Origin of the sequence: Rhodococcus sp. OAS809, assembly GCF_040546695.1 — a bacterium.
In the GTDB taxonomy this organism is placed as follows: domain Bacteria; phylum Actinomycetota; class Actinomycetes; order Mycobacteriales; family Mycobacteriaceae; genus Rhodococcus_F; species Rhodococcus_F qingshengii.
Map to the genome: position 1 here is coordinate 2,587,495 of NZ_JBEPOI010000002.1, position 18,990 is coordinate 2,606,484.

Here is an 18,990-nt window from a genome sequence, read left to right on the forward strand (position 1 = left end):
GGTACGTGATTCGTTGTGAAATTGGTAGTTGGACAACGCGCCAAATCGGTTTGAAATTGGGTACATTAGTTAGCAGCACTTCGGTGCCGCGAGCACCTGGTATCCCTCCCCCCCCTGTGGATACCAGGTTGGTGGCGGGGACAACCCCCCCCCTGTTCCCCGCCACCCAGCTCGACCAATCCCAGTTTCACAACCCCTCATCGGTAGCACCGGTTTTCGCCGACTCTGCCTTGCAGCGACACTGCCTTTCACCGACACTGCCGTCAGAAGCTGACCATTCGCTTCGGAGCCGATAACATTGCACCGGTGCAAATCCCCAGTCCGACACTCAGTTTCCGATGAGTCACGGCCACGGCCACGGTGGCCCCATTCAGATCGGCCCCACCGCATCACGCGTCGTCATCGGGTTGCTCGTCGTCATCGGCATGGTCGTCGTCGCGGCAGCTGTCGCACTGTGGCCGGACAAGAACACCATTCCCGTCCCACTCCCCTTCCAGAATGCCGACGGCAGCTCGGTGGAAACCGAGGCGGGCACCGTCACGATGCAGGATCTCGGTGACTGCGGAAGTTCCTCTGCCGGAAGGGTATTCGTCGGTGCCCCGCAACCGCCGCCTACCTCCGCCTACCAGTGCCAGCGAAGTATCGTCGATATCGAATCCGGGCCGAATGCCGGAACGAAGACATTGCTCGAGGTCATTCCGGGCGCCGGTCAGCCGGACCTTCGCGTGGGTGACCACATTCGCCTGGTGCGTCAGACCGACCCGAACGGAAACACGCAGTACTCCTTCGAAGACTATTCGCGTGGGCTCCCGCTGGCGTTGATCGTCATCGCGTTCGCCGTCGTCATCATCGCAGTCGCACGGTGGAGAGGGCTGCGCGCACTCGTCGGCCTGGTGATCGCCTTCGGCGTAGTCGTCGGGTTTCTCCTACCCGCTCTGCTCGACGGCAAGCCTGCGATACCGGTTGCGCTGGTCGCCGGGGCGGTGATCTTGTACGCGGTTCTCTATCTGGCGCACGGGGTCTCACTCAAGACCAGTTCTGCTTTGCTCGGCACCCTTGCCGCCATGGTGCTCGCCGCGGTTCTCTCCTACCTCTGCATTGAACTGACACACCTCACCGGTTTGTCTGAAGAGCAGAACACCAATGTTCAGACCTATATCGAGCACATAGACATCACCGGCCTGCTGCTGGCGGGCTTCATCATCGGCTCGCTCGGCGTTCTCAACGACGTCACCATCACCCAGGCATCCTCGGCATTCGAGTTGGCCGAACTCGACAAGCATGCGTCCCGTCGAAAAGTCTTCGGCGGTGCGATGCGGGTCGGACGTGATCACATCGCCAGCACGGTCTACACCTTGGTTCTCGCGTACGCGGGTGGGGCGCTGCCACTGCTACTGCTCTTCAGCGTCAGCGGGCGCCCACTTCAGGACGTCCTGGTCGGTGATGCCGTCGCAATCGAGATCGTAAGGTCCGCTGTCGGCGGAATAGCCCTGGCGCTTTCGGTTCCACTCACCACTGCCATCGCCGTGATTCTCGCCCGTCCGCCCGGTAGCGCGGTCAAGGCCGGCCCCACGTCAGGTGGCCGACACTCCAAACGCTGAAAGCGAGCCTCAGAGTCCGGGAATCGGTGGGAGAACCGGCAACAGAATCGGCGGAAGCCCCGGGATGTAGATCGCCGGCGGTGGCGGCGCGGGCGCGGGCGCGGGAGGCACGTAAGTGTCCTGCACGACTGGCGGAGCCTCGACGACCGGAGGGGCTTCCTCCGTCGTCGTCGGGGGCGCGGTCGTTGTGGTCGTAGGCGGCGGGGTAGTCGTGGTCGTCGGTGCCGTCGTGGTCACCTCGGTTGCCACGGGTCCGGCGTCCTCGGAATCGAAGACCTTTCCTCCGTAGCCCAATCCCAGCCCCACGATCACGATCGCCGCGATCACACCGGCGCCGAGGCCCGCGAACCGTAGCGGGTTTCTCGGCTCTTTGGATGTCGATTCAACGGGTTGTGTCCCGGCGAGCCAGGACGGGTGTGCGGTTCCTGCTCCGGGTCCCTCGCCTTCGTACATCGCCGAGTACGCCTGGGCGTCAACCATCACGGCCTCGGTGTCTGCGTCACGTTCTGTGCCGAATCCGTCCGTGGCCTGGTCGCTGTCGGCGACCACGAGATCTGCGGCCGGATCGAATCGTTGCTCGTGTCGGTTCGGTCGCGGCTGAGGCAGTTCCGCCGCGTAAGGGCTCGGCACCTGTTCTTGCGGAACGGACTTCGTGCCGGAAGCGGCTTCGGACAAGGCATTCGGCCGCTCCGATTCCGCGAGCGTTGCGACCCCTCCGTGGCTGAACGCTTGAACCGGAACGGGTACCTCCGCCGGGGTGTGGATCGGATACGGCGCAAAGATCGGCGCTACAGCCGGAACCTGAACCGGGGCAGATACCGCGCGCGCCGATGGCGTCATCGACGACTCCGCGATCAGCGCAGCGCCTTGAGCAGTCACGAGTTCCGGCTGCTCGGGCGCGATGAGGGGGCACTCCAGCCACGCGGCGAGGGTCGCCCGCACGATCGGAATGCGTGCACCGCCACCGATCAGGAGAATCGCGTCGGGGTTACGGCCGGACGTTGCGATGACCTCTCGTATCTCGCGTGCGAAGGCCTCCACCGACGTGACGACCAACGAATCGAAAACTTCCCGCGACAGCAGGAGAAGCCCGCCGGGGCCGGGCAGGCACACCGCACTTCGTGAGGACAGCTGTTCCTTCGCGAGTCGGCATCGCGCCTGCAGTTCGGCATCGCCGCCCGGGTCGGCCGGCGTAGCTATACGGCGACGCACGGTCTGATCCGAGTAGACGAGCTCGTCGAAGTGATCTCCACTGACCCGCGTCGACCGGGCGGTGACGACGGTAGACCGCATCTGCCTGTCCACAATGCTGATCGTCGATCCAGAACTACCGATGTCGACGACGACGAGTGTGCTCCGGTCGGTCAACGCACCGGACTCCTCGAGCATTCGAAGCGTCGCGACTACTTCGGGAACCAGCTCGAAGTTGTCGATGCCCTTCTGTTCGAACGCTGTTTGGAGTGCTCCGGCCTGCGCTTGATCCCGGTAAGCGACGACCGTATTGCTGCCGAGGTCGGCATTCTCGGTCAAGGCCACGCCGGTTGCCTCCGCTGCGACTTCCTCGGGAATCTCGCGGCCTCGATCGACCGCTCTGGATCGGAACACCGGACCACTGTGGTCGGGCGTCCCCGGGCGCGCCAAACGCACAGCGCTGGCTCCCACCGTCACACCCAAAACCAAGTTCATGATCCACCTTCGTCGACGGTCGACGGGTTCCGTCACCAGACCCCGTCATTCCCCGGCCGGAAGTCTACCCACTGGGCATGGTCTGCGAGGTTCGCGCATCTCACCTAAGGCCTTCTCGCAGCTATTTTTTCGCTACCTGGACGTTCGACCTACCGCCCCAATCCGCGATAGTTCCAACCGGCGGAGCGCCACAGGTCCGGATCGAGGCAATTTCTGGCGTCAACGATCACCCGCCGCCGAACGAGTGGTTCCAAATCGGCGGGCACGAGTGAGGCGAACTCGTCCCATTCAGTGGCGATCAAGACCACATCAGCATTCCTGCAAGCTTCTGACGTGGAGGTTGCGTAGTGAAGGGTGGGAAACAGTCGGCGAGAATTATCCATTGCCTTCGGATCGAAAACGGTGACCGCCGCCCCGTGCAACTGCATCATTCCTGCAACGTTGAGCGCAGGCGAATCGCGCACATCGTCGGATTCGGGCTTGAACGCAGCTCCCAGCACCGACACGTTAGCTCCCAGCAAACTGCCATCGCAGGCTGCCGTCACCAGTTCCACAGCTTTTGTCCGTCGTCGCATGTTGATGCTGTCGACCTCGCGGAGGAAGTACAGCGCCTGGTCGACACCCAACTCCCCGGCGCGTGCCATGAACGCCCGAATGTCCTTCGGCAGGCAACCACCGCCGAACCCCAAGCCCGCATTGAGGAACCGTCTACCGATCCGAGCGTCGTACCCGAGAGCGTCGGCCAACATCGTGACGTCGGCCCCGGTCGCCTCGCACACCTCCGCAATCGCATTGATGAAGGACACCTTGGTCGCGAGAAACGCATTCGCAGATCCTTTGACCAACTCGGACGTCGCCAGATCGGTCACGAGGAAGGGCACCCCCGCGTCCAGTATCTCGGCATACACCTCGCGAAGAACGCCTTCGGCGTTTCCCGGCCGGTCACGATCGATCCCCAGAACCAACCGGTCAGGGCTCAAGGTGTCCGCGATCGCGTGTCCTTCACGCAGGAACTCCGGATTCCAGGCCACCTCTACCGAGCCACCCGCCGGCGCAGTCGCTCGGAGTCGCTCGCCGAGAGCCGCTGCCGTGCCTACCGGCACCGTCGACTTCCCGACTATCAGCGAAGGCTTTCGCAACAACGGCGCCAACATGTCGATCACCGAATGAACATGACTCAGATCTGCGGCGTACTCCCCCTTCTTCTGGGGCGTCCCCACACCGACGAAATGGATGTCCGCAAAATCCGCGGCATCGGAGTAGGAAGTCGTGAACTGCAGCCGACCCGACGCCAGATTCTTCTCCAGCATGTCGGTCAGACCCGGCTCGAAGAACGGGACCTCCCCACGAGACAACTTGTCGACCTTGGACTGGTCGATGTCGACTCCCAGCACGTCGTGGCCAAGTTCGGCCATACACACTGCGTGGGTCGCCCCCAGGTATCCCGTTCCGAACACGGTCATCTTCATGTGTTGTTGGTATGCGTCCGAACTTTCCGAAACGCGTACGCCAGGTGGGCGCGAAACCAACATCGGGCGTACGACGAGTGCGTCGCGTGTGCAACCTATGCTTCTGCCATGCACGTTCTCTTCGTTTGTACGGGAAACATCTGCCGATCACCCACGGGCGAACGCCTTGCACGTGCTTATGCCGCCGAAGCCGGGGTCACCGGATTCACCGCGTCGAGTGCCGGAACCCGGGCGATGGTCGGACACCCGATCGAGCCGACTGCTGCGAGGGTTCTCGCGGGGCTCGGCGGCGACCCCACGGAGTTTCAAGCCCGACGCATGACAACAGCGCTGGCCTCGGACGCCGACCTCATTCTCACGATGACCGAAAGTCAGCGAGACAAGGTCCTGGCGATGGCTCCGGCGCGGCTCAAGCGCACGTTCACACTTCGAGAAGCCGCACGGTTGGGCTCGCTCGCAGATGCAGGAACTGTCGAGGACCTCGCCGCCGCCAGACACCGATTTCGTGCCACCGAACCCGAGGACGTCATGGATCCGATGGGTAAGGAAGAGAACGTGTTTCACGAGATCGGACTTGAGATCGCCGATCTCCTCGGCCCGCTGCTCAGCCGACTTCGCTTCGGTGAGCGTTGAGCGCGGGCACCGCGGTCAACTGCGGTAGCGACTTGTCCGACTCGTAGTAGTAGCTGTACTCGTACGCATTGCGTCCGCGAGACGGCGTCATCGTGATGACAGTGCCCAGGACGTGCGCACCCACACTCTGTAGGTTTCCGACCGCGCGCGCCAGTTGATCGCACTTCGTGGAGCCGTGTCGGGCGATCACCAGGGCACCGTCCGACATCGCGGCCAGGACCGCGGCATCCGTGACGGGTAGCAACGGCGAGGCGTCGATGATGACGTAGTCGTATCGCGCCCGCAGTTCCTCGAGAACATGTTTGGCCGTGTCCGTGCCGAGTAGTTCGCTCGGGTTCGGCGGGATCGGTCCGGAGGCGAGCACTGTCAGCCCGTCGAACTCGGTCGGCTGAAGCACATCGTCCAGCGTCGCTTGACCGGAGAGCACCGAACTGACGCCGACACTTCCGAGCAATCCCAAATACTTCGATACTCGCGGCTTCCGGAGGTCGCCTTCCATCAGGCACACTGATTTGCCGGCCTCCGCCAAGACGAGAGCGATGTTCACGGCCGTGGTCGTCTTACCTTCGGAGGGAAGCGAACTCGTGACGACGATGACACGCGGTGGATGGTCCACCTCGAGGAACTGAAGGTTGGTGCGCAACTCACGGAAGGCTTCGGCACTCACGGAACTTCCGTCACTGAAAGCGATCGCGTGATTGACTTCGACGTCCTTGTCGAACGGGATCGTGCCCACCATCGCCGAACCCGCGATCTCTTCTACAGTTCGACGATCTTTCACCGTGTTGTCGAGTCGATCACGAATCAACGCAAGCGCGATCCCCACAACCAGTCCCGCCACTGCGCCGAGCGCGAGGTTGCGCGAAGTCTTGGGTGACACCGGAACAGTCGGCTGTTGAGCCTGCTGTTCGACGACCACACGTGCAGGCGGTGTTCCGCCGTTCTCGGGTGTCTCCAGTTCCTTTGCCAATGCCACGAATTCGGATGAGAGAGTGTTCGCGATCTCGCGTGCGAGTTCCGGTGACGCGTCCTTGACTGCGAGGTCGATCAACACAGTGTCGGGCGCCGACGTCGCAGTGACCTTGGAGGCCAACTCGTCAGCCGACATCCCGCCGACCACCCTCGGTCCCAGTTCGTCGATCGTCCGCTGTGCGAGTGTTCGGCCGGTCAGGAGTTTTGTATAGGACAGAACTCGCTGCTGTGAAAGTTGACTGCCCTGCAGTGCCTCGTTGACCGAGGTACCCGCCGACGTCGAAACGAACAGCCTCGTCGAGGCCTGGTAAACGGGCGTCGAAAGAAGAGAAGCGCCAAGGGCTCCGAGGATTCCGAGCACGGTTACAGCAGCGACGATTCGCCATCTGGCTTGCAATATCTTCAGGTAGTCGACAATTTCCATCTTGATGTCTCCTTCGGCTCACGCATGTCCACTGCGGGTCTGAGCGGTCTTTGCCGGTCGGACCGCGAGGGCGAACCGGGCTTTATCAATTTCGATATAGATCAGCTGCGACGGACGAGACGTCCTGTGCTCACGGGCGTCCCAGTCCGCGGTAGTTCCAACCTGCGCCTCGCCAGTCGTCGGGGGAAAGGCAATTGCGCCCGTCGACGATCACTTTGTTGCGAACCACCGAATCGAGATCGGACGGCTGCAACTTCAAGAATTCGAGCCACTCGGTCAATACCAGGACGACGTCGGCACCTTCGCAGGCCTCCAATGCATTTGCCGAGTAGGTCAGCGTCGGGAACAGCGCGCGCGAATTGTCCATGGCCTTTGGGTCGTACACGTTCACTGCAGCACCTTGGAGCTGAATCTGACCCGCGACGTTGAGCGCCGGCGAATCACGAACGTCGTCCGAGTCCGGTTTGAACGCGGCACCCAGAACTGCGACTCTCGCACCGAGAAGCGATCCGCATGCCTCCCGCGCCAGTTCGACCATGCGTGTACGTCTGCGCATATTGATGTTGTCGACTTCGCGCAGGAACGTCAGTGCTTGGTCGGCACCGAGTTCACCGGCGCGAGCCATGAAGGCGCGGATGTCCTTCGGCAAACACCCTCCGCCGAAACCAATTCCCGCGTTGAGGAATCGACGTCCGATCCGAACGTCGTGCCCGATCGCGTCGGCGAGCACTGTGACGTCGGCGCCCGCGGCCTCGCACACTTCGGAGATGGCGTTGATGAACGAGATCTTGGTGGCCAGGAAAGCGTTCGCTGACGCTTTCACCAACTCCGCCGTCGCAAGGTCCGTGACGAGAAACGGAATCTCCTCATCGAGGAGCTCTGCATAAACTTCGCGCGCAACAGATTCCGCTCGACCGCGGACATTTCGATCGACTCCGAGCACAAGTCGGTCCGGGTGCAACGTGTCCTGGACGGCAAATCCTTCACGGAGAAACTCGGGATTCCACGCGACTTCGACGCCGTCACCGATCGGTGCCAGTTCCCGCGCGCGTTTGCCGAGCCGTTCCGCGGTGCCCACCGGTACTGTGGACTTGCCGAAGATGACCGAGGGCTTGGTGAGCAGCGGCGCCAAAGTCTCGATCACGGCATCCACGTAGACCATGTCCGCGGCGAACTCACCCTTCTTCTGCGGCGTACCGACCCCGAGGAAGAACACGACCGCAAATTCTGCGGCTTCCTCGTACGACGACGTGAACTTCAGTCGCCCTCGATCGATGTTTCGTCGTAGGACCTCGCCCAACCCTGGCTCGTAGAACGGAACTTCACCTGCTGCCAGTTTCTCCAGCTTTGCCGCATCGACATCCACTCCGAGGACCTCGTGACCGAGTTCGGCCATACAGGCCGCGTGTGTCGCGCCCAGGTATCCCGTGCCGAATACTGCTATGCGAGTGCTCATGTTGCTCGATCTGCTTTCTCGAGAGTGTGCGAAGTGTGTTGATGGGAAAAGTGATTCAGGTGCGTACGGCACCGATGTTGTCGCGGTACCACGAGATCGTCGACGCGATTCCTTCGCGCAATCCGATTGTCGGCCGCCATCCGAGTTTCCGAATCATGCTCACGTCCAGCAGTTTCTGCATCGTTCCGTCCGGCTTCGAGGTGTCCCACCGCGTCTCTCCGGTGTATCCGACCTCCGTGGCGACTATCGAAGCGATCTCACGAATTGTGTGGTCCTCGCCGGTTCCCACGTTGACATGCGATGCACCGTCGTAGTTGTCGAGCAGATGCAGACACGCCGACGCCAAGTCGTCGACATGCAGGAATTCACGTCGCGGATTGCCACTCCCCCAGTTGACAACCGACTGGACTGCCGACGACTGCGCCTCGTCGTAACGCCGAACGAGGGCGGGAAGTACGTGCGATCCGTGCGGCGAAAAATTGTCTCCCGGGCCGTACAGGTTGGTGGGCATAGCTGAGATCCAGGGGCGACCATGCTGCCGCCTGGCAGCTTGAACATGGAGTATTCCCGCGATCTTTGCTATTGCATAGGCGTCGTTGGTCGGCTCGAGATGCCCGGTGAGCAGGTATTCCTCCTTGATCGGTTGCGGTGCCAATTTCGGGTAGATGCACGATGATCCGAGGAACAGGAGACGCTCGACGCCGTGTGCGAGGGCAGCGTCGAGCACGTTCACCTGGATGCGCAGATTCTCCGACAGGAAGTCGACGAGGAAAGTGCTGTTCGCCGCAATCCCCCCAACTTTTGCTGCTGCGAGGATCACGTTGGTCGGCTTTTCGCGGGCGAAGAAATCGAAAGCAGCTTCCCGGTCACGTAGATCGAGTTCGGCCGACGTCTTTCCGAGCAACCTGGTGAAGCCCGCAGATTCCAGGTGTCGCCACACCGAAGAGCCGACCAGACCTCGGTGGCCGGCCACGTAGAACGGTGCGCCTCGATCGAGTGGTCGCGCTGCGAATGAATCACTCATCGCGTCGCCGACCAGTCGGGAAGTGCCGGAGTGTCGATCCACGGTCGCCCTTCGTGTTCGAGCGCTTCGATGTCTGCCTCGACCATGATCCGGGCCAGTTCGGGTGTGTGCACGCCGGCCTTCCAACCGAGTTTGCGCTCGGCATGACTCGGATCCCCGATCAGTGCGTCCACCTCGGTCGGCCGAAGATACCGTTCGTCGAATCGAACGTGGTTTTCCCAGTTCAGACCTGCATGTTCGAACGCGACGGTCAGGAAGTCGCGCACCGAGTAGTTGCCACCGGTGGCGAGCACAAAATCCTCAGGCTCGTCGACCTGCAGCATGCGCCACATTCCCTCCACGTACTCCGGCGCATATCCCCAGTCGCGAATCGCATCGAGATTGCCCATGTACAGATGATCCTCGATACCTGCCTGGATGCGTGCGACCGCGCGCGTGATCTTCCGCGTCACGAATGTCTCACCACGCCTCGGGGATTCGTGATTGAACAGAATTCCGTTCACAGCGAAGATCCCGTATGCCTCACGATAGTTCTTGGTGATCCAGTACGAGTACACCTTCGCCGCACCGTAGGGCGAACGTGGGTAGAACGGTGTCTCCTCGTTCTGCGGTGGCGGTGTGGCACCGAACATCTCGGAACTCGACGCCTGGTAGAACCGGCAGTCGAGTCCGGCCATCCGAACCGCTTCGAGTAGTCGGATCGACCCGACGCCAGTGGTGTTCCCGGTGTGTTCGGGTTCGTCGAAGCTGACCCTGACGTGAGACTGCGCAGCGAGGTTGTACACCTCGTCCGGCTTGATCTGCGCGAGTAGTGTCACCAGGCGCGCTCCGTCACTGAGGTCACCGTAGTGAAGAAAAAGTCGAGCATCCGCATCGTGCGGGTCAACGTAGATGTGGTTGATCCTCGAAGTGTTGAACGTCGAGGATCGACGGATCAGTCCGTGAACCTCGTAGCCTTTGGAGAGCAGCAACTCGGCAAGGTAAGAGCCGTCCTGCCCCGTGATTCCGGTAATCAGTGCGCGTTTCATCCTGCGTTCCTTCCGTTGCGGGACAGCCCGCCTGATAGTTGCGAAACCACGGTTGTGGTCCGTAGTCCTCCGAATCGCTCGGCAGTCTTGATCTCGCTCATGCGCGTCCCCCCAAACGGCCGAAGACTTTTCGTATGTCACGTGATGCCAGCCGTATGAATGTCGAGTTACCGAACAGGTAGCGCCGCCACAGACGTTTGGGTTCGGATACAAGTCGATACAACCACTCGAAACCCAAGTTCTGGACGAAAGATGGTGCCTCCGAAACAGTTCCGGCCAAGAAGTCGAAGGCCGCGCCGACACCGACGGCCACGTAGTCGGTTCGATCCGCTATCGCCTTCGTGACAAAGTCCTGCTTCGGCGCACCCAGACCGACCCACACGATGTCCGGTGACGTCGGATCGACCTTCGTGATGATGTCGTCGACGAACTCCTTGCTGAACGCGGCAAACGGCGGGGCATATGTGCCGGCCACCTTGATTCCCGGGTATAACTCCTCGACTCGATCCGTCAAGAGACTCAACGTCTCTTCTGTCGTGCCGACAAAATGGTGACGAAGGCTGTAGCGGCGTCCCTTGTCCAGGGTGGCCTCGAAGAACGACGGACCCCGGACTGGTCGAACACCGACGTGATCGGCGGTGCCGCCGATCAGGCGCATCACCCAGCTGACCGGGGTTCCGTCTGCGAAGTTCACACCGGGACCCTTCAAAACCGCGGAGTAGTCGCGATCACTGTGCGCCGCCGACACGCAGTAGGAATTCGACAACCTCACGGAGACTCCGGTTCCGGCTCCCTCTCGTCTGTCGTTGACCACCCAATCGGTAGCTCTCTCGAGATTGGTCGCGGCAAACGGAATGCCACCCACCTCGATGACCTCGAACGGACTGCTCATCTGTCTCACCACTTTTCCGAGTTCGTTTGTCGACGTTCATTGCACTGGCCGTAGCTGCGCGACAAGACCGATGTCAACCGAGACCGAGTCCAATCACGTTGCGGTTCAAAGAGAGAAAGCTCGGTCTCGACAATCGATCGAGCGATACGAGAGGCGAGAGTCGACGCCGGAGCAACCGGGATCGTCACGGCGTTCCTACCTGCCAGTGTCGGCACACCGCCGAGATCCAAACAGACCACCGGCAGGCCCACCGCAGCCGCTTCGGCCGCCACCCAGCCGCCCGAATCGTGCATGCTCGGGAAGAGCAGAGCGGAGGAGGCCCCCATCTCGCTTACCACTTCCGATCTGTCGCGCCATCCGCGAAGCGTGACCTGACCGCGCCGATACGGAAGCGACTTCTCGATCCGCCCGCGGGCGGGTCCGTCCCCGACAAAGGTCATGGACCAATCGGTGCCCAGCTGCTCGAGCGCATCCAGAATCAGGTCGATTCCTTTGTATTGCAACAGTCTTCCTACGAACAAGAGTCTTCGTTTCGGTCTGGGTACCGCTTGCTTCTCGATTCCGTCGTAGTCCAGAACACAATTGGGTTGGACGACGACATTGCGTGCCCGCGGTGCGCCTCGTCCGCTGTCGGAGTTCATCGCGATGAAAGTGTCGACTCGTCCGGACATGAAGATGTGTGTCAGTGACCGAACGGCTTTCGTGGAGCAGGTCCGAACTGCCGTGGTTGCCAGGTACCGCATACCGATGCGCCTGGCGAGCGGCATCGGCGGGTAGGTGTTGCCCCCGGCAGGCCCCCATACCAGTCGTACTCCGCCGGCTCCACCGAACAGCACCGGTGGGGGCAACCAGTCGGAGGCGAACGTTGCATGATGCAGGACGTCGAAGTTTGCCGCTTCACGCCGAACGAACAGTGAGGTGTGCCAGAGCCATCGGAGGTATCGACCGTACGATCCGGCTTCTTCCGCGGGCAAAGTCGCTATTCGCACGACACGAACTTCGCAACCGAGCTGTTCACACTCTGATTCCAATTCGGGAGCCTCACCGGAGCGAGTCACCACCGTGATCGACTCACACAGTTCGGAAGCTGCCGAGAGAAGCGCCCAACCCGCACCGGATTCACTCCCCTGATTCGGATCGCAGGCGTATGCCGTCATCAACAACCGTGTCATCGCGCTACCACCAGCCTCTGTGCGCGCGGCGTCCGAGAATCGCTGCGGCTGAATCGCTCTGAGAACCAACCGATGTTGCGTGCACCGTTGTCGAGAACCACGCGCTTGATCCGTGGACTGATCAAGGCAACGGGGATCAACGTCGCCGACGCGAGTACGAGCAGAGCGCGTTTGGCACTCTGAGCCGCCAACAGTGGCAGCTCGAGCTGTCCCTGACAGACCGCGAGGATTCGTCCGTTGTTGACATACCGGGCGAAGAGCCAGGAATCCCGACGCCGATCCTCGTCTACCGGTTCGTACGCAAGCGCCTCGTCGCACCACACCAACCGGACACCGCCGGCGCTCATCCTGAGCGTGAACTCGGTGTCCTCGCCGCCAGGTAGATCCCAGTCGTCACTGAAGTTCAAGCCGTTCAAAGCCTTCAGGTCCAACAACAGATTTCCAGCGCCTGCAGACGCAACCGGGGTGCCGGTCGAATGGCGAACGCGAGTGTGCAATGGAAGTTCCGAGGCAGGCAGACCCACCGGAATCACAGGACCGGCCACAGCACCTGCGTCGAAATCTGCGGCGCAGGTGAGGAGATTCGACAGCCAGTCGACATCGACGTACTCGTCGTCGTCGACGAAGACGATGTAACGACGATCTCGTGCACGGGCGAGATCGACCAGCGCACGTCGCGCCGGAGATACCCCGCCGAATCCGAGATGCAGTCGTTCGATCCCGTCGGCAACATACGTCGGCGTGGTGGATTCCGGATCGTTGTCGCCTACTACGACCTGGGCGGAGGCACCGGAAGCCTGGATCGATGCCCGGACGCTGTCGATGCAGACAGCCAGTTCCGATTCACGACGAAAGGTCAAAATCGCCACTACGACGCCGTTGGGATTCTTCATGAGAGGTCAACTTTCGGTCGGGCGTCACGGTTCATCGAAACCAGAAGTGCGACGCTCGCGCTGGCGCACGCCGACACGGCCAATGCTCCTGCGACGTATACGGCGCTGTCGGTCAGTCCCGCCCCGAGAACGATCAGAAACTGTAGAGGCAACAGCAAGGCGCGAAATGTGTTGAGGTTTGCGGTCTTGTCCACGACGCGGATCGAGGTACCGACGCCCAGAAGAATCCCGTTGAACGCCACCGCCAACCCGCACAGCAGAATGACCGGTATCAAGTTCGGAAAGTGCGGCCCGACCAGATGATCCATCAATCGCACTCCCGAGAGTCGAATCTCGAGCGTGAGACAGATCAGCGAAACGCAGATGATCGAAACCCAGAAGATCTGCAAGCCCACTCGGCGGCCGAGTGCCATGCACTCGCTCGGGCTCATCGCTTCGACACCACTGCCGAACTTACGCATCAGAATTGGCGAGATGCCCGCGAACATCAAGGACAGCGGACCGAGCAGTGTCTGGGCAGTTCTGATCTCACCGATCATCGAGATCGACGCCACCACAGTGAGTATCAAGAACATCGCCTGCTGCGCAGCTGATCCCATCAATATCTCGATCGCAAACGGCACGGATCTATATCGGTGAGTGCGCGAGTACCTGATCGACGGTACCGGCGGTACCAGACGCATGGATGCGTGACCGAGAGCGAGCGCGACGAAGACACCGACCGTATAGGTCACGAGTGCAAGTGTCAGATTCTCGACCAGGAAAGCTGCAATAAGGACGAACGAGAGTGTCACGATCTGTATCGACACAGAGATCCAACTCGCACCGTCGTGCATCAGCATCGTGCGTACCACGTCCAACACCACGAAACCAGCTGCAGCCAAGGCGTATACCGTGAGATTCATCGAGTCCGAGCCGGCGATCACGAACAGTGCCCACACCGATGTCACCGATACCGCCGCCAGCACGATCGTGGGCGCCAACGCCGGTCCACGCTCGTCAGACCCCGCCCCTCGCGACAGCCAGACGTCGACGCCGATCGCTCTCCCCAGTGCCAGTGCCAACAGACCCGCCGATTGAATCACGGCAACCTGGCCGACTTCGATCGGACCACCGAGTCGTGCCACCGAGGTGAGAACGACAAAAGTGAGGACGCTCGAAAGCCCTTGATCGGCCATGAATGTCACATGCCGAGTGCGATCTTTCACGATCTCACCTCGTCGATGAGCTCACGCATCGACGTCGCCGCTTTGCGCGATGTGAAGCGATTCGAGTAGTGACGATAAGCGGATCTGCGTATCGCCGATCGATCGTCCGCTCCGAAGATTCGATCGAGGGCCTCGCGTATCGACGACTCTTCCAAGGTATTGAGAGGCGTTCCGCCCGGTCCGACGATGTCCGCGAGTGCACCGTTGGTTGCGTAGATGACCGGGGTGCCAACCGACATCGATTCGATCGCAACGCGTCCGAACGGTTCTGCCCATTGAGACGGCACCACGGACGCCGCACTGTCGCGAAGTATCTCGATCACATCTTCGTGCGAAGTGAATCCGGCCAGCGTGACGTTGTCGAGAGCTGCGCTTATGCTGGAGATCTCGCCGTACTGCGGTCCGTCACCGAGAACTGTGAGCGAGGGACTTCCAGCGCCCTGCGGCCAGTTGCGCACCAAATCCAGGACGCCCTTCTCCGGTGTCAGTCGGCTGACGCACACAACCGAATCAGTGCTCCGAAACTCGGGTTCATTTTCTTCGAATCCGAAGTTCGGACGAACCACGACGCGGCCAGAACTGATCAGTCGTCCTTCGACCAGACGTGCTGTCATCGCGCTCGTTGCGACGAACCTGTGCTGCTTCCACCCCAAGACGCTCAGCTTGACCGCCGTAGCGCTCAGGTAGCAGACAAGGCTCTGCAGTCGGCTGTTTCCGTAGCATCCGTTGCGGACACAACTCGTGAAGTATTTGGTGGAACCGCATTCGGTGCACGTGCCATCTGCGCGCAACTTGGCTGACGGTGTGGCGAGGCGATAGTTTCGAACCGCCTGCAACGTAGGAATTGCGGCGGCTCTTGCGGCCACGAGCAACGAAGCCGAGAACGCCGGCCAGAGATTGTTCACGTAGATGACGTCGGGGCGCTCCGAACGGATGATGCGCAACGCATCGACGAGTACGCGAGGACTGAACACTGCGGTGAATGCCGCCCACGGTCCCCGGGAGATCTTGGAATTCTCGGTGGTGCACTGAACCGTCTCGTATCCGATCGATTTCAGGAGCTTGGATTCGTTGGCGAAGCTCTGCTCCTCACCACCCGGATTCCGATAGATCGCATGGAACATCAAGGCTTTCGGCGGCGTGAATCCACCGGCGGACGTCGGGTTCACTTCGGGCTTCGAACGCGCTACATCGAACGACTTGTACATCTCAGTGACCTCCTCTTCGCTCCGGAGCGAACCTGTACGCGTCGTTCTTGTCGGCACGAACCCCACGGATCGACAACTCGGCGTTGCCCGCATTGTGGGAGCGGTGGGTCGACGGTCCGTACGGCGCCAGGAAGACCCATGCGATCAGCCACATGGCGCCGAAGAAGAGCGTCGACTCCGTCAAGTCCATCGAGAAGACGAGAGCCATGATCGCGACGACGGCGATGTACTCCGTTCTGCTGCGGGCTCGCCCGAGCGCCGTGCTCAGAAGCAGGTAATAGCCGGCCAACAGCAGCAGGAATCCGATCCAACCGATCTGCAGCCGAATGTCGAGCATTCCGTTGTGTGCGCTGGTCGCCGGAAAGGACAGCTTTGACCGAATCATCTGCCCCACTGCACTGTCCGGCGCCCACACCGAGCCGAAGCCCCATCCGAGCAGAGGCCGCTGTTCGGCGTAGTAGTCGGATACCGTCCAGAGATGTAACCGGCCGGTCAGCGTGACATCTCGCGAGAGTAGCGCCGCGACATCGGGTCCGAGCACCTTCATCGCGCCGGACACCCCGAGGTACAGGCCGATGATCACAGTCGAGGCGAGGTGAGCGTTCGGTGTCCGTCTAAAGCACCTCAGAGCAAGCATTGTCGCCAGCGCAATCCCTGCAGCGACGAGACCGGTCTGGCTCCGGGCCTCGAACAACACGATGCCGGCGACAGCAAGCGCCGCCACCCACGGAATACGCTTGATGTCGGGAAGCATGAGCATGACACCGACAAGTACAACTTCGATGGCAGCCATTCGTCCCAAAGTGTTCTTGTGCGTGAAGATTCCGCGATAAGCAACGGCGCGGGTGTCCACGTCGATGCCAGTCGAAGGATCGAGGAACACGACCATCAGCGACAGCACGAGAAGTACCAGCAAGGTGAGGGCAACAGTCCGCACTCGCACCGCGAAGGTCAACTCACGGGCGACGATGATTCCCGTGATCGCCAGGCACACGACGACGATGCCGGCGACGGCGGAGTTCCGGGGCAGTGTCGACCAGTACCAGCTGGTTGCCGGGACGCCGGCCGAGATCATAAGCGTGAAGACAGGCCACGTCGTATTGCGTGAGTATCGCCGGTCGAGGAAGTAGACCAACGCAAGTGTCGCCGAAAGAACGGCCGAACCGTGTACGAGCAACGATCCGAGCGCTGTCCTCTGCGTGTACGCCTGAAAGGCTCCGCTCGCGCCGATGACCGCGATCACCAATGCCGTTCGCAAGATCAGCGGATTGTTCGGCGCCTCATTTTCGCAAGGCGCCGGTACCGCCTTCTTGTCAGTAGGCGCCATCACTTCCCACCACCGCCTTGAGCGTCTTCGCGACGATCATGACGTCACCCATCATCGACCAGTTGTCGACGTAGGAAAGGTCCAGGCGGACAGTGTCTTCCCACGAAAGATCAGAACGGCCACTGACCTGCCACAGGCCGGTGACACCGGGCTTGACCAGTAGCCGACGACTGACCGCGTCGTCGTACATCTCGACCTCGCGCCGAAGCGGTGGCCGCGGTCCTACAACACTCATCTCTCGCCGGAGGACATTGACGAACTGGGGCAACTCGTCGATCGAGTATCGGCGCATGAATCGACCTACCGTCGTCACACGCGGATCGTCTCGCATCTTGAAAAGCACTCCGGCGCCTTCGTTCTCCTTCATCAGTGCCGTGACCTGTGAATCCGCATTCTGGACCATCGAGCGGAACTTGAGCATGGGGAACGGCTGACCGTCCAACCCCATCCGCTCCGACTTGTACAGAACCGGACCCTTGCTCGTGAGCTTGACGGCGATCGCAGCCGCCAGAAGCACCGGACTGATCACGGCCAGCACGAGCGCCGCGAAAGCAACGTCGAAGGTCGTCTTCGAGAACTTCTGTGCGCCGTGATAGCGCGGACGCTCGACATGAATCAGCGGAAATCCTGCGACCGGGCGCATCGAGAGCCTCGGCCCGGACACATCCAGAATCCCCGGTGCGACAACAAGGTCCACATGATCGCGCTCGAGATCCCAGGCCAGCTTGCGCAGCCCTTCCGGTCTGAGTCGCTCCGACGCCGTCACCGCCACCGTGTCGGCACCGACCTGTTCGAGTGCGTCGGTGACACTGTGCTCGTCTCCGAGCACCGGAATGTCCCGACCGTTCACTGTGACAACTTCGCCCACGTCTCCTCCGTAGCCGGGTACGCAGACTCCGACAACTCGGTATCCATGGGCATCGTCGCGCTCGAGGTTGCGTGCAAGATCGACAACCGCCCCTCGCACACCGACCACAAGTACGGCAGTTCGAAATTCACCTCGGGCTCGCTCACGAGCAATCACCCGTCGCCAGATCCAACGACTCGCGATCAAGGCGGTCAATCCCATCGGAAACGCCACGGCAAGGTACAGGCGCGCGATCTCCAGGTGAAGGAGAAGGCTGGCGATCGCAATCAGTCCGAACAGGCGGAGCGTTCCGACAGCGATCAATCGGTACTCTTCAGGGCCGCTTCCGATCACACGAGGAGATCTGGTCCGAAATACCCTCAGTACGGCAAACCAGCCGATAATCAGGGCGAAAGACAGTGCGGTGTAGCTGAAATGGCCGAATGCTTCACCGTCGACGACATCCGCGTCGCTACCGAATCGCCACCATTGAGCCAGAAACACAACTGCCGCAACGATGATCGTGTCGGTGATCGCCAGACGACGAAGATACGCAGATTGCCATTTCCTGCGTGCGGAAACTCCACCGGCCCTCTCCGGCGTTACTCGTCGGTGTTGTTGTGGCCGCTCTTTCGTGGGCGCGGCCATCTCGAGAACCGTCATGTGTTCAGAAACCTTTCCCCATGCACAGAATTCGGCCTGAAGATGTTCACCGGCCGAGGTCCATCGGACCGCCTTGCCGATTCCCGAAACTTCGACAGCGAAGCAACTGCTCCGCATTGCTGCGTTCAGTGCGTATGGTCGCATTACGTGCGCCTTGCAGTTAACCCGGCGACTATTGTCAGGCCTCGGCCCAACTGTCGATTATTGCGGCATTGCCGCAGCTCATACCCCATGATTGAAGCAGAGTCCACTAACAACCCAAACACAGGACGATCGGCGATTTCTCCTCGCCCGCTGACGTCGCCGGCCTCGATATTGCCAGGACTCACATCTTGGCAACTCTTCGGCTAGCTGGTCAGTACCAGTGAGGAGTTTGCCACATTCCGGACAGCGTGGCAATGGCGCTTTCCGAAGTTCTTCCCGACGCCAGCATTGACGTCAGTTATTCACCCTCCGACAAGAAGGAGTGAACATTGCTCACCATTAC

General features: G+C 61.1%; 15 protein-coding genes. 2 read left to right on the forward strand and 13 right to left on the reverse strand.

The features are described from left to right. The first annotated feature begins 338 nt into the window (after positions 1–338). Positions 339–1,601: a YibE/F family protein gene (locus ABIE52_RS15065; protein WP_003943628.1), complete on the forward strand. Its 1,263-nt coding sequence runs from the start codon at positions 339–341 to the stop codon at positions 1,599–1,601. Between the two features lie 9 nt (positions 1,602–1,610). On the opposite strand, the gene ABIE52_RS15070 is transcribed toward ABIE52_RS15065, so the two are convergent. Further along, complete coding sequence (locus tag ABIE52_RS15070; protein ID WP_230793321.1) at positions 1,611–3,287, reverse strand: DUF7159 family protein; 1,677 nt, start codon at positions 3,285–3,287, stop codon at positions 1,611–1,613. Positions 3,288–3,436: 149 nt separating this feature from the next. Next, the gene (locus tag ABIE52_RS15075; RefSeq protein ID WP_007726649.1) at positions 3,437–4,756 is read right to left on the reverse strand and encodes a UDP-glucose dehydrogenase family protein; all 1,320 of its coding nucleotides are present in this window, start codon (positions 4,754–4,756) and stop codon (positions 3,437–3,439) included. Positions 4,757–4,864: 108 nt separating this feature from the next. Between ABIE52_RS15075 and ABIE52_RS15080 the strand changes: the two genes are divergently transcribed. After that, on the forward strand, positions 4,865–5,389 hold the full coding sequence (locus ABIE52_RS15080) for an arsenate reductase/protein-tyrosine-phosphatase family protein (RefSeq protein WP_192712052.1): 525 nt from the start codon (positions 4,865–4,867) through the stop codon (positions 5,387–5,389). Here ABIE52_RS15080 and ABIE52_RS15085 read toward each other — a convergent pair. The 11 genes from ABIE52_RS15085 to ABIE52_RS15135 all read right to left on the reverse strand — a co-directional run bounded on the left by ABIE52_RS15085 (position 5,361) and on the right by ABIE52_RS15135 (position 18,503). After that, on the reverse strand, positions 5,361–6,785 hold the full coding sequence (locus ABIE52_RS15085; RefSeq protein ID WP_064074620.1) for a tyrosine-protein kinase domain-containing protein: 1,425 nt from the start codon (positions 6,783–6,785) through the stop codon (positions 5,361–5,363). The two genes, ABIE52_RS15080 and ABIE52_RS15085, sit on opposite strands and share 29 nt — an antisense overlap. Before the next feature lie 130 nt (positions 6,786–6,915). After that, positions 6,916–8,241: a UDP-glucose dehydrogenase family protein gene (locus tag ABIE52_RS15090; RefSeq protein WP_192712051.1), complete on the reverse strand. Its 1,326-nt coding sequence runs from the start codon at positions 8,239–8,241 to the stop codon at positions 6,916–6,918. A 55-nt stretch (positions 8,242–8,296) separates the two neighbouring features. Further along, on the reverse strand, positions 8,297–9,265 hold the full coding sequence (locus ABIE52_RS15095) for a GDP-L-fucose synthase family protein (protein ID WP_054187595.1): 969 nt from the start codon (positions 9,263–9,265) through the stop codon (positions 8,297–8,299). Then, on the reverse strand, positions 9,262–10,293 hold the full coding sequence (gene gmd, locus ABIE52_RS15100; RefSeq protein ID WP_007726640.1) for a GDP-mannose 4,6-dehydratase: 1,032 nt from the start codon (positions 10,291–10,293) through the stop codon (positions 9,262–9,264). Before gmd ends, ABIE52_RS15095 begins: the two co-directional genes overlap by 4 nt. A gap of 97 nt (positions 10,294–10,390) precedes the next feature. Beyond that, on the reverse strand, positions 10,391–11,185 hold the full coding sequence (locus ABIE52_RS15105) for a WecB/TagA/CpsF family glycosyltransferase (RefSeq protein ID WP_192712050.1): 795 nt from the start codon (positions 11,183–11,185) through the stop codon (positions 10,391–10,393). Positions 11,186–11,190: 5 nt separating this feature from the next. After that, positions 11,191–12,357, reverse strand: a complete 1,167-nt coding sequence (locus ABIE52_RS15110; RefSeq protein WP_192712049.1) for a glycosyltransferase family 4 protein — start codon at positions 12,355–12,357, stop codon at positions 11,191–11,193. Beyond that, entirely contained in the window at positions 12,354–13,250 is an 897-nt protein-coding gene (locus ABIE52_RS15115; RefSeq protein ID WP_065456015.1) for a glycosyltransferase family 2 protein, read from the reverse strand. Before ABIE52_RS15115 ends, ABIE52_RS15110 begins: the two co-directional genes overlap by 4 nt. After that, the gene (locus ABIE52_RS15120) at positions 13,247–14,458 is read right to left on the reverse strand and encodes an MATE family efflux transporter (protein ID WP_192712048.1); all 1,212 of its coding nucleotides are present in this window, start codon (positions 14,456–14,458) and stop codon (positions 13,247–13,249) included. Before ABIE52_RS15120 ends, ABIE52_RS15115 begins: the two co-directional genes overlap by 4 nt. After that, the gene (locus ABIE52_RS15125; protein ID WP_192712047.1) at positions 14,455–15,666 is read right to left on the reverse strand and encodes a glycosyltransferase family 4 protein; all 1,212 of its coding nucleotides are present in this window, start codon (positions 15,664–15,666) and stop codon (positions 14,455–14,457) included. Before ABIE52_RS15125 ends, ABIE52_RS15120 begins: the two co-directional genes overlap by 4 nt. A gap of 1 nt (position 15,667) precedes the next feature. Then, entirely contained in the window at positions 15,668–16,993 is a 1,326-nt protein-coding gene (locus tag ABIE52_RS15130) for an O-antigen ligase family protein (protein WP_064074617.1), read from the reverse strand. Further along, positions 16,980–18,503, reverse strand: coding sequence for a sugar transferase (locus ABIE52_RS15135; protein ID WP_192712046.1), 1,524 nt, complete (start codon positions 18,501–18,503; stop codon positions 16,980–16,982). Before ABIE52_RS15135 ends, ABIE52_RS15130 begins: the two co-directional genes overlap by 14 nt. Positions 18,504–18,990 lie beyond the last annotated feature (487 nt).

Bases quoted from the DNA above. Each gene is read 5' to 3' on its own strand.
- ABIE52_RS15135 (WP_192712046.1), bottom strand. From the start codon at position 18,503: ATGACGGTTCTCGAGATGGCCGCGCCCACGAAAGAGCGGCCACAACAA.
- ABIE52_RS15095 (WP_054187595.1), bottom strand. From the start codon at position 9,265: ATGAGTGATTCATTCGCAGCGCGACCACTCGATCGAGGCGCACCGTTC.
- ABIE52_RS15075 (WP_007726649.1), bottom strand. From the start codon at position 4,756: ATGAAGATGACCGTGTTCGGAACGGGATACCTGGGGGCGACCCACGCA.
- ABIE52_RS15105 (WP_192712050.1), bottom strand. From the start codon at position 11,185: ATGAGCAGTCCGTTCGAGGTCATCGAGGTGGGTGGCATTCCGTTTGCC.
- gmd (WP_007726640.1), bottom strand. From the start codon at position 10,293: ATGAAACGCGCACTGATTACCGGAATCACGGGGCAGGACGGCTCTTAC.
- ABIE52_RS15130 (WP_064074617.1), bottom strand. From the start codon at position 16,993: ATGGCGCCTACTGACAAGAAGGCGGTACCGGCGCCTTGCGAAAATGAG.
- ABIE52_RS15125 (WP_192712047.1), bottom strand. From the start codon at position 15,666: ATGTACAAGTCGTTCGATGTAGCGCGTTCGAAGCCCGAAGTGAACCCG.
- ABIE52_RS15085 (WP_064074620.1), bottom strand. From the start codon at position 6,785: ATGGAAATTGTCGACTACCTGAAGATATTGCAAGCCAGATGGCGAATC.
- ABIE52_RS15065 (WP_003943628.1), top strand. From the start codon at position 339: ATGAGTCACGGCCACGGCCACGGTGGCCCCATTCAGATCGGCCCCACC.
- ABIE52_RS15080 (WP_192712052.1), top strand. From the start codon at position 4,865: ATGCACGTTCTCTTCGTTTGTACGGGAAACATCTGCCGATCACCCACG.
- ABIE52_RS15110 (WP_192712049.1), bottom strand. From the start codon at position 12,357: ATGACACGGTTGTTGATGACGGCATACGCCTGCGATCCGAATCAGGGG.
- ABIE52_RS15115 (WP_065456015.1), bottom strand. From the start codon at position 13,250: ATGAAGAATCCCAACGGCGTCGTAGTGGCGATTTTGACCTTTCGTCGT.
- ABIE52_RS15090 (WP_192712051.1), bottom strand. From the start codon at position 8,241: ATGAGCACTCGCATAGCAGTATTCGGCACGGGATACCTGGGCGCGACA.
- ABIE52_RS15070 (WP_230793321.1), bottom strand. From the start codon at position 3,287: ATGAACTTGGTTTTGGGTGTGACGGTGGGAGCCAGCGCTGTGCGTTTG.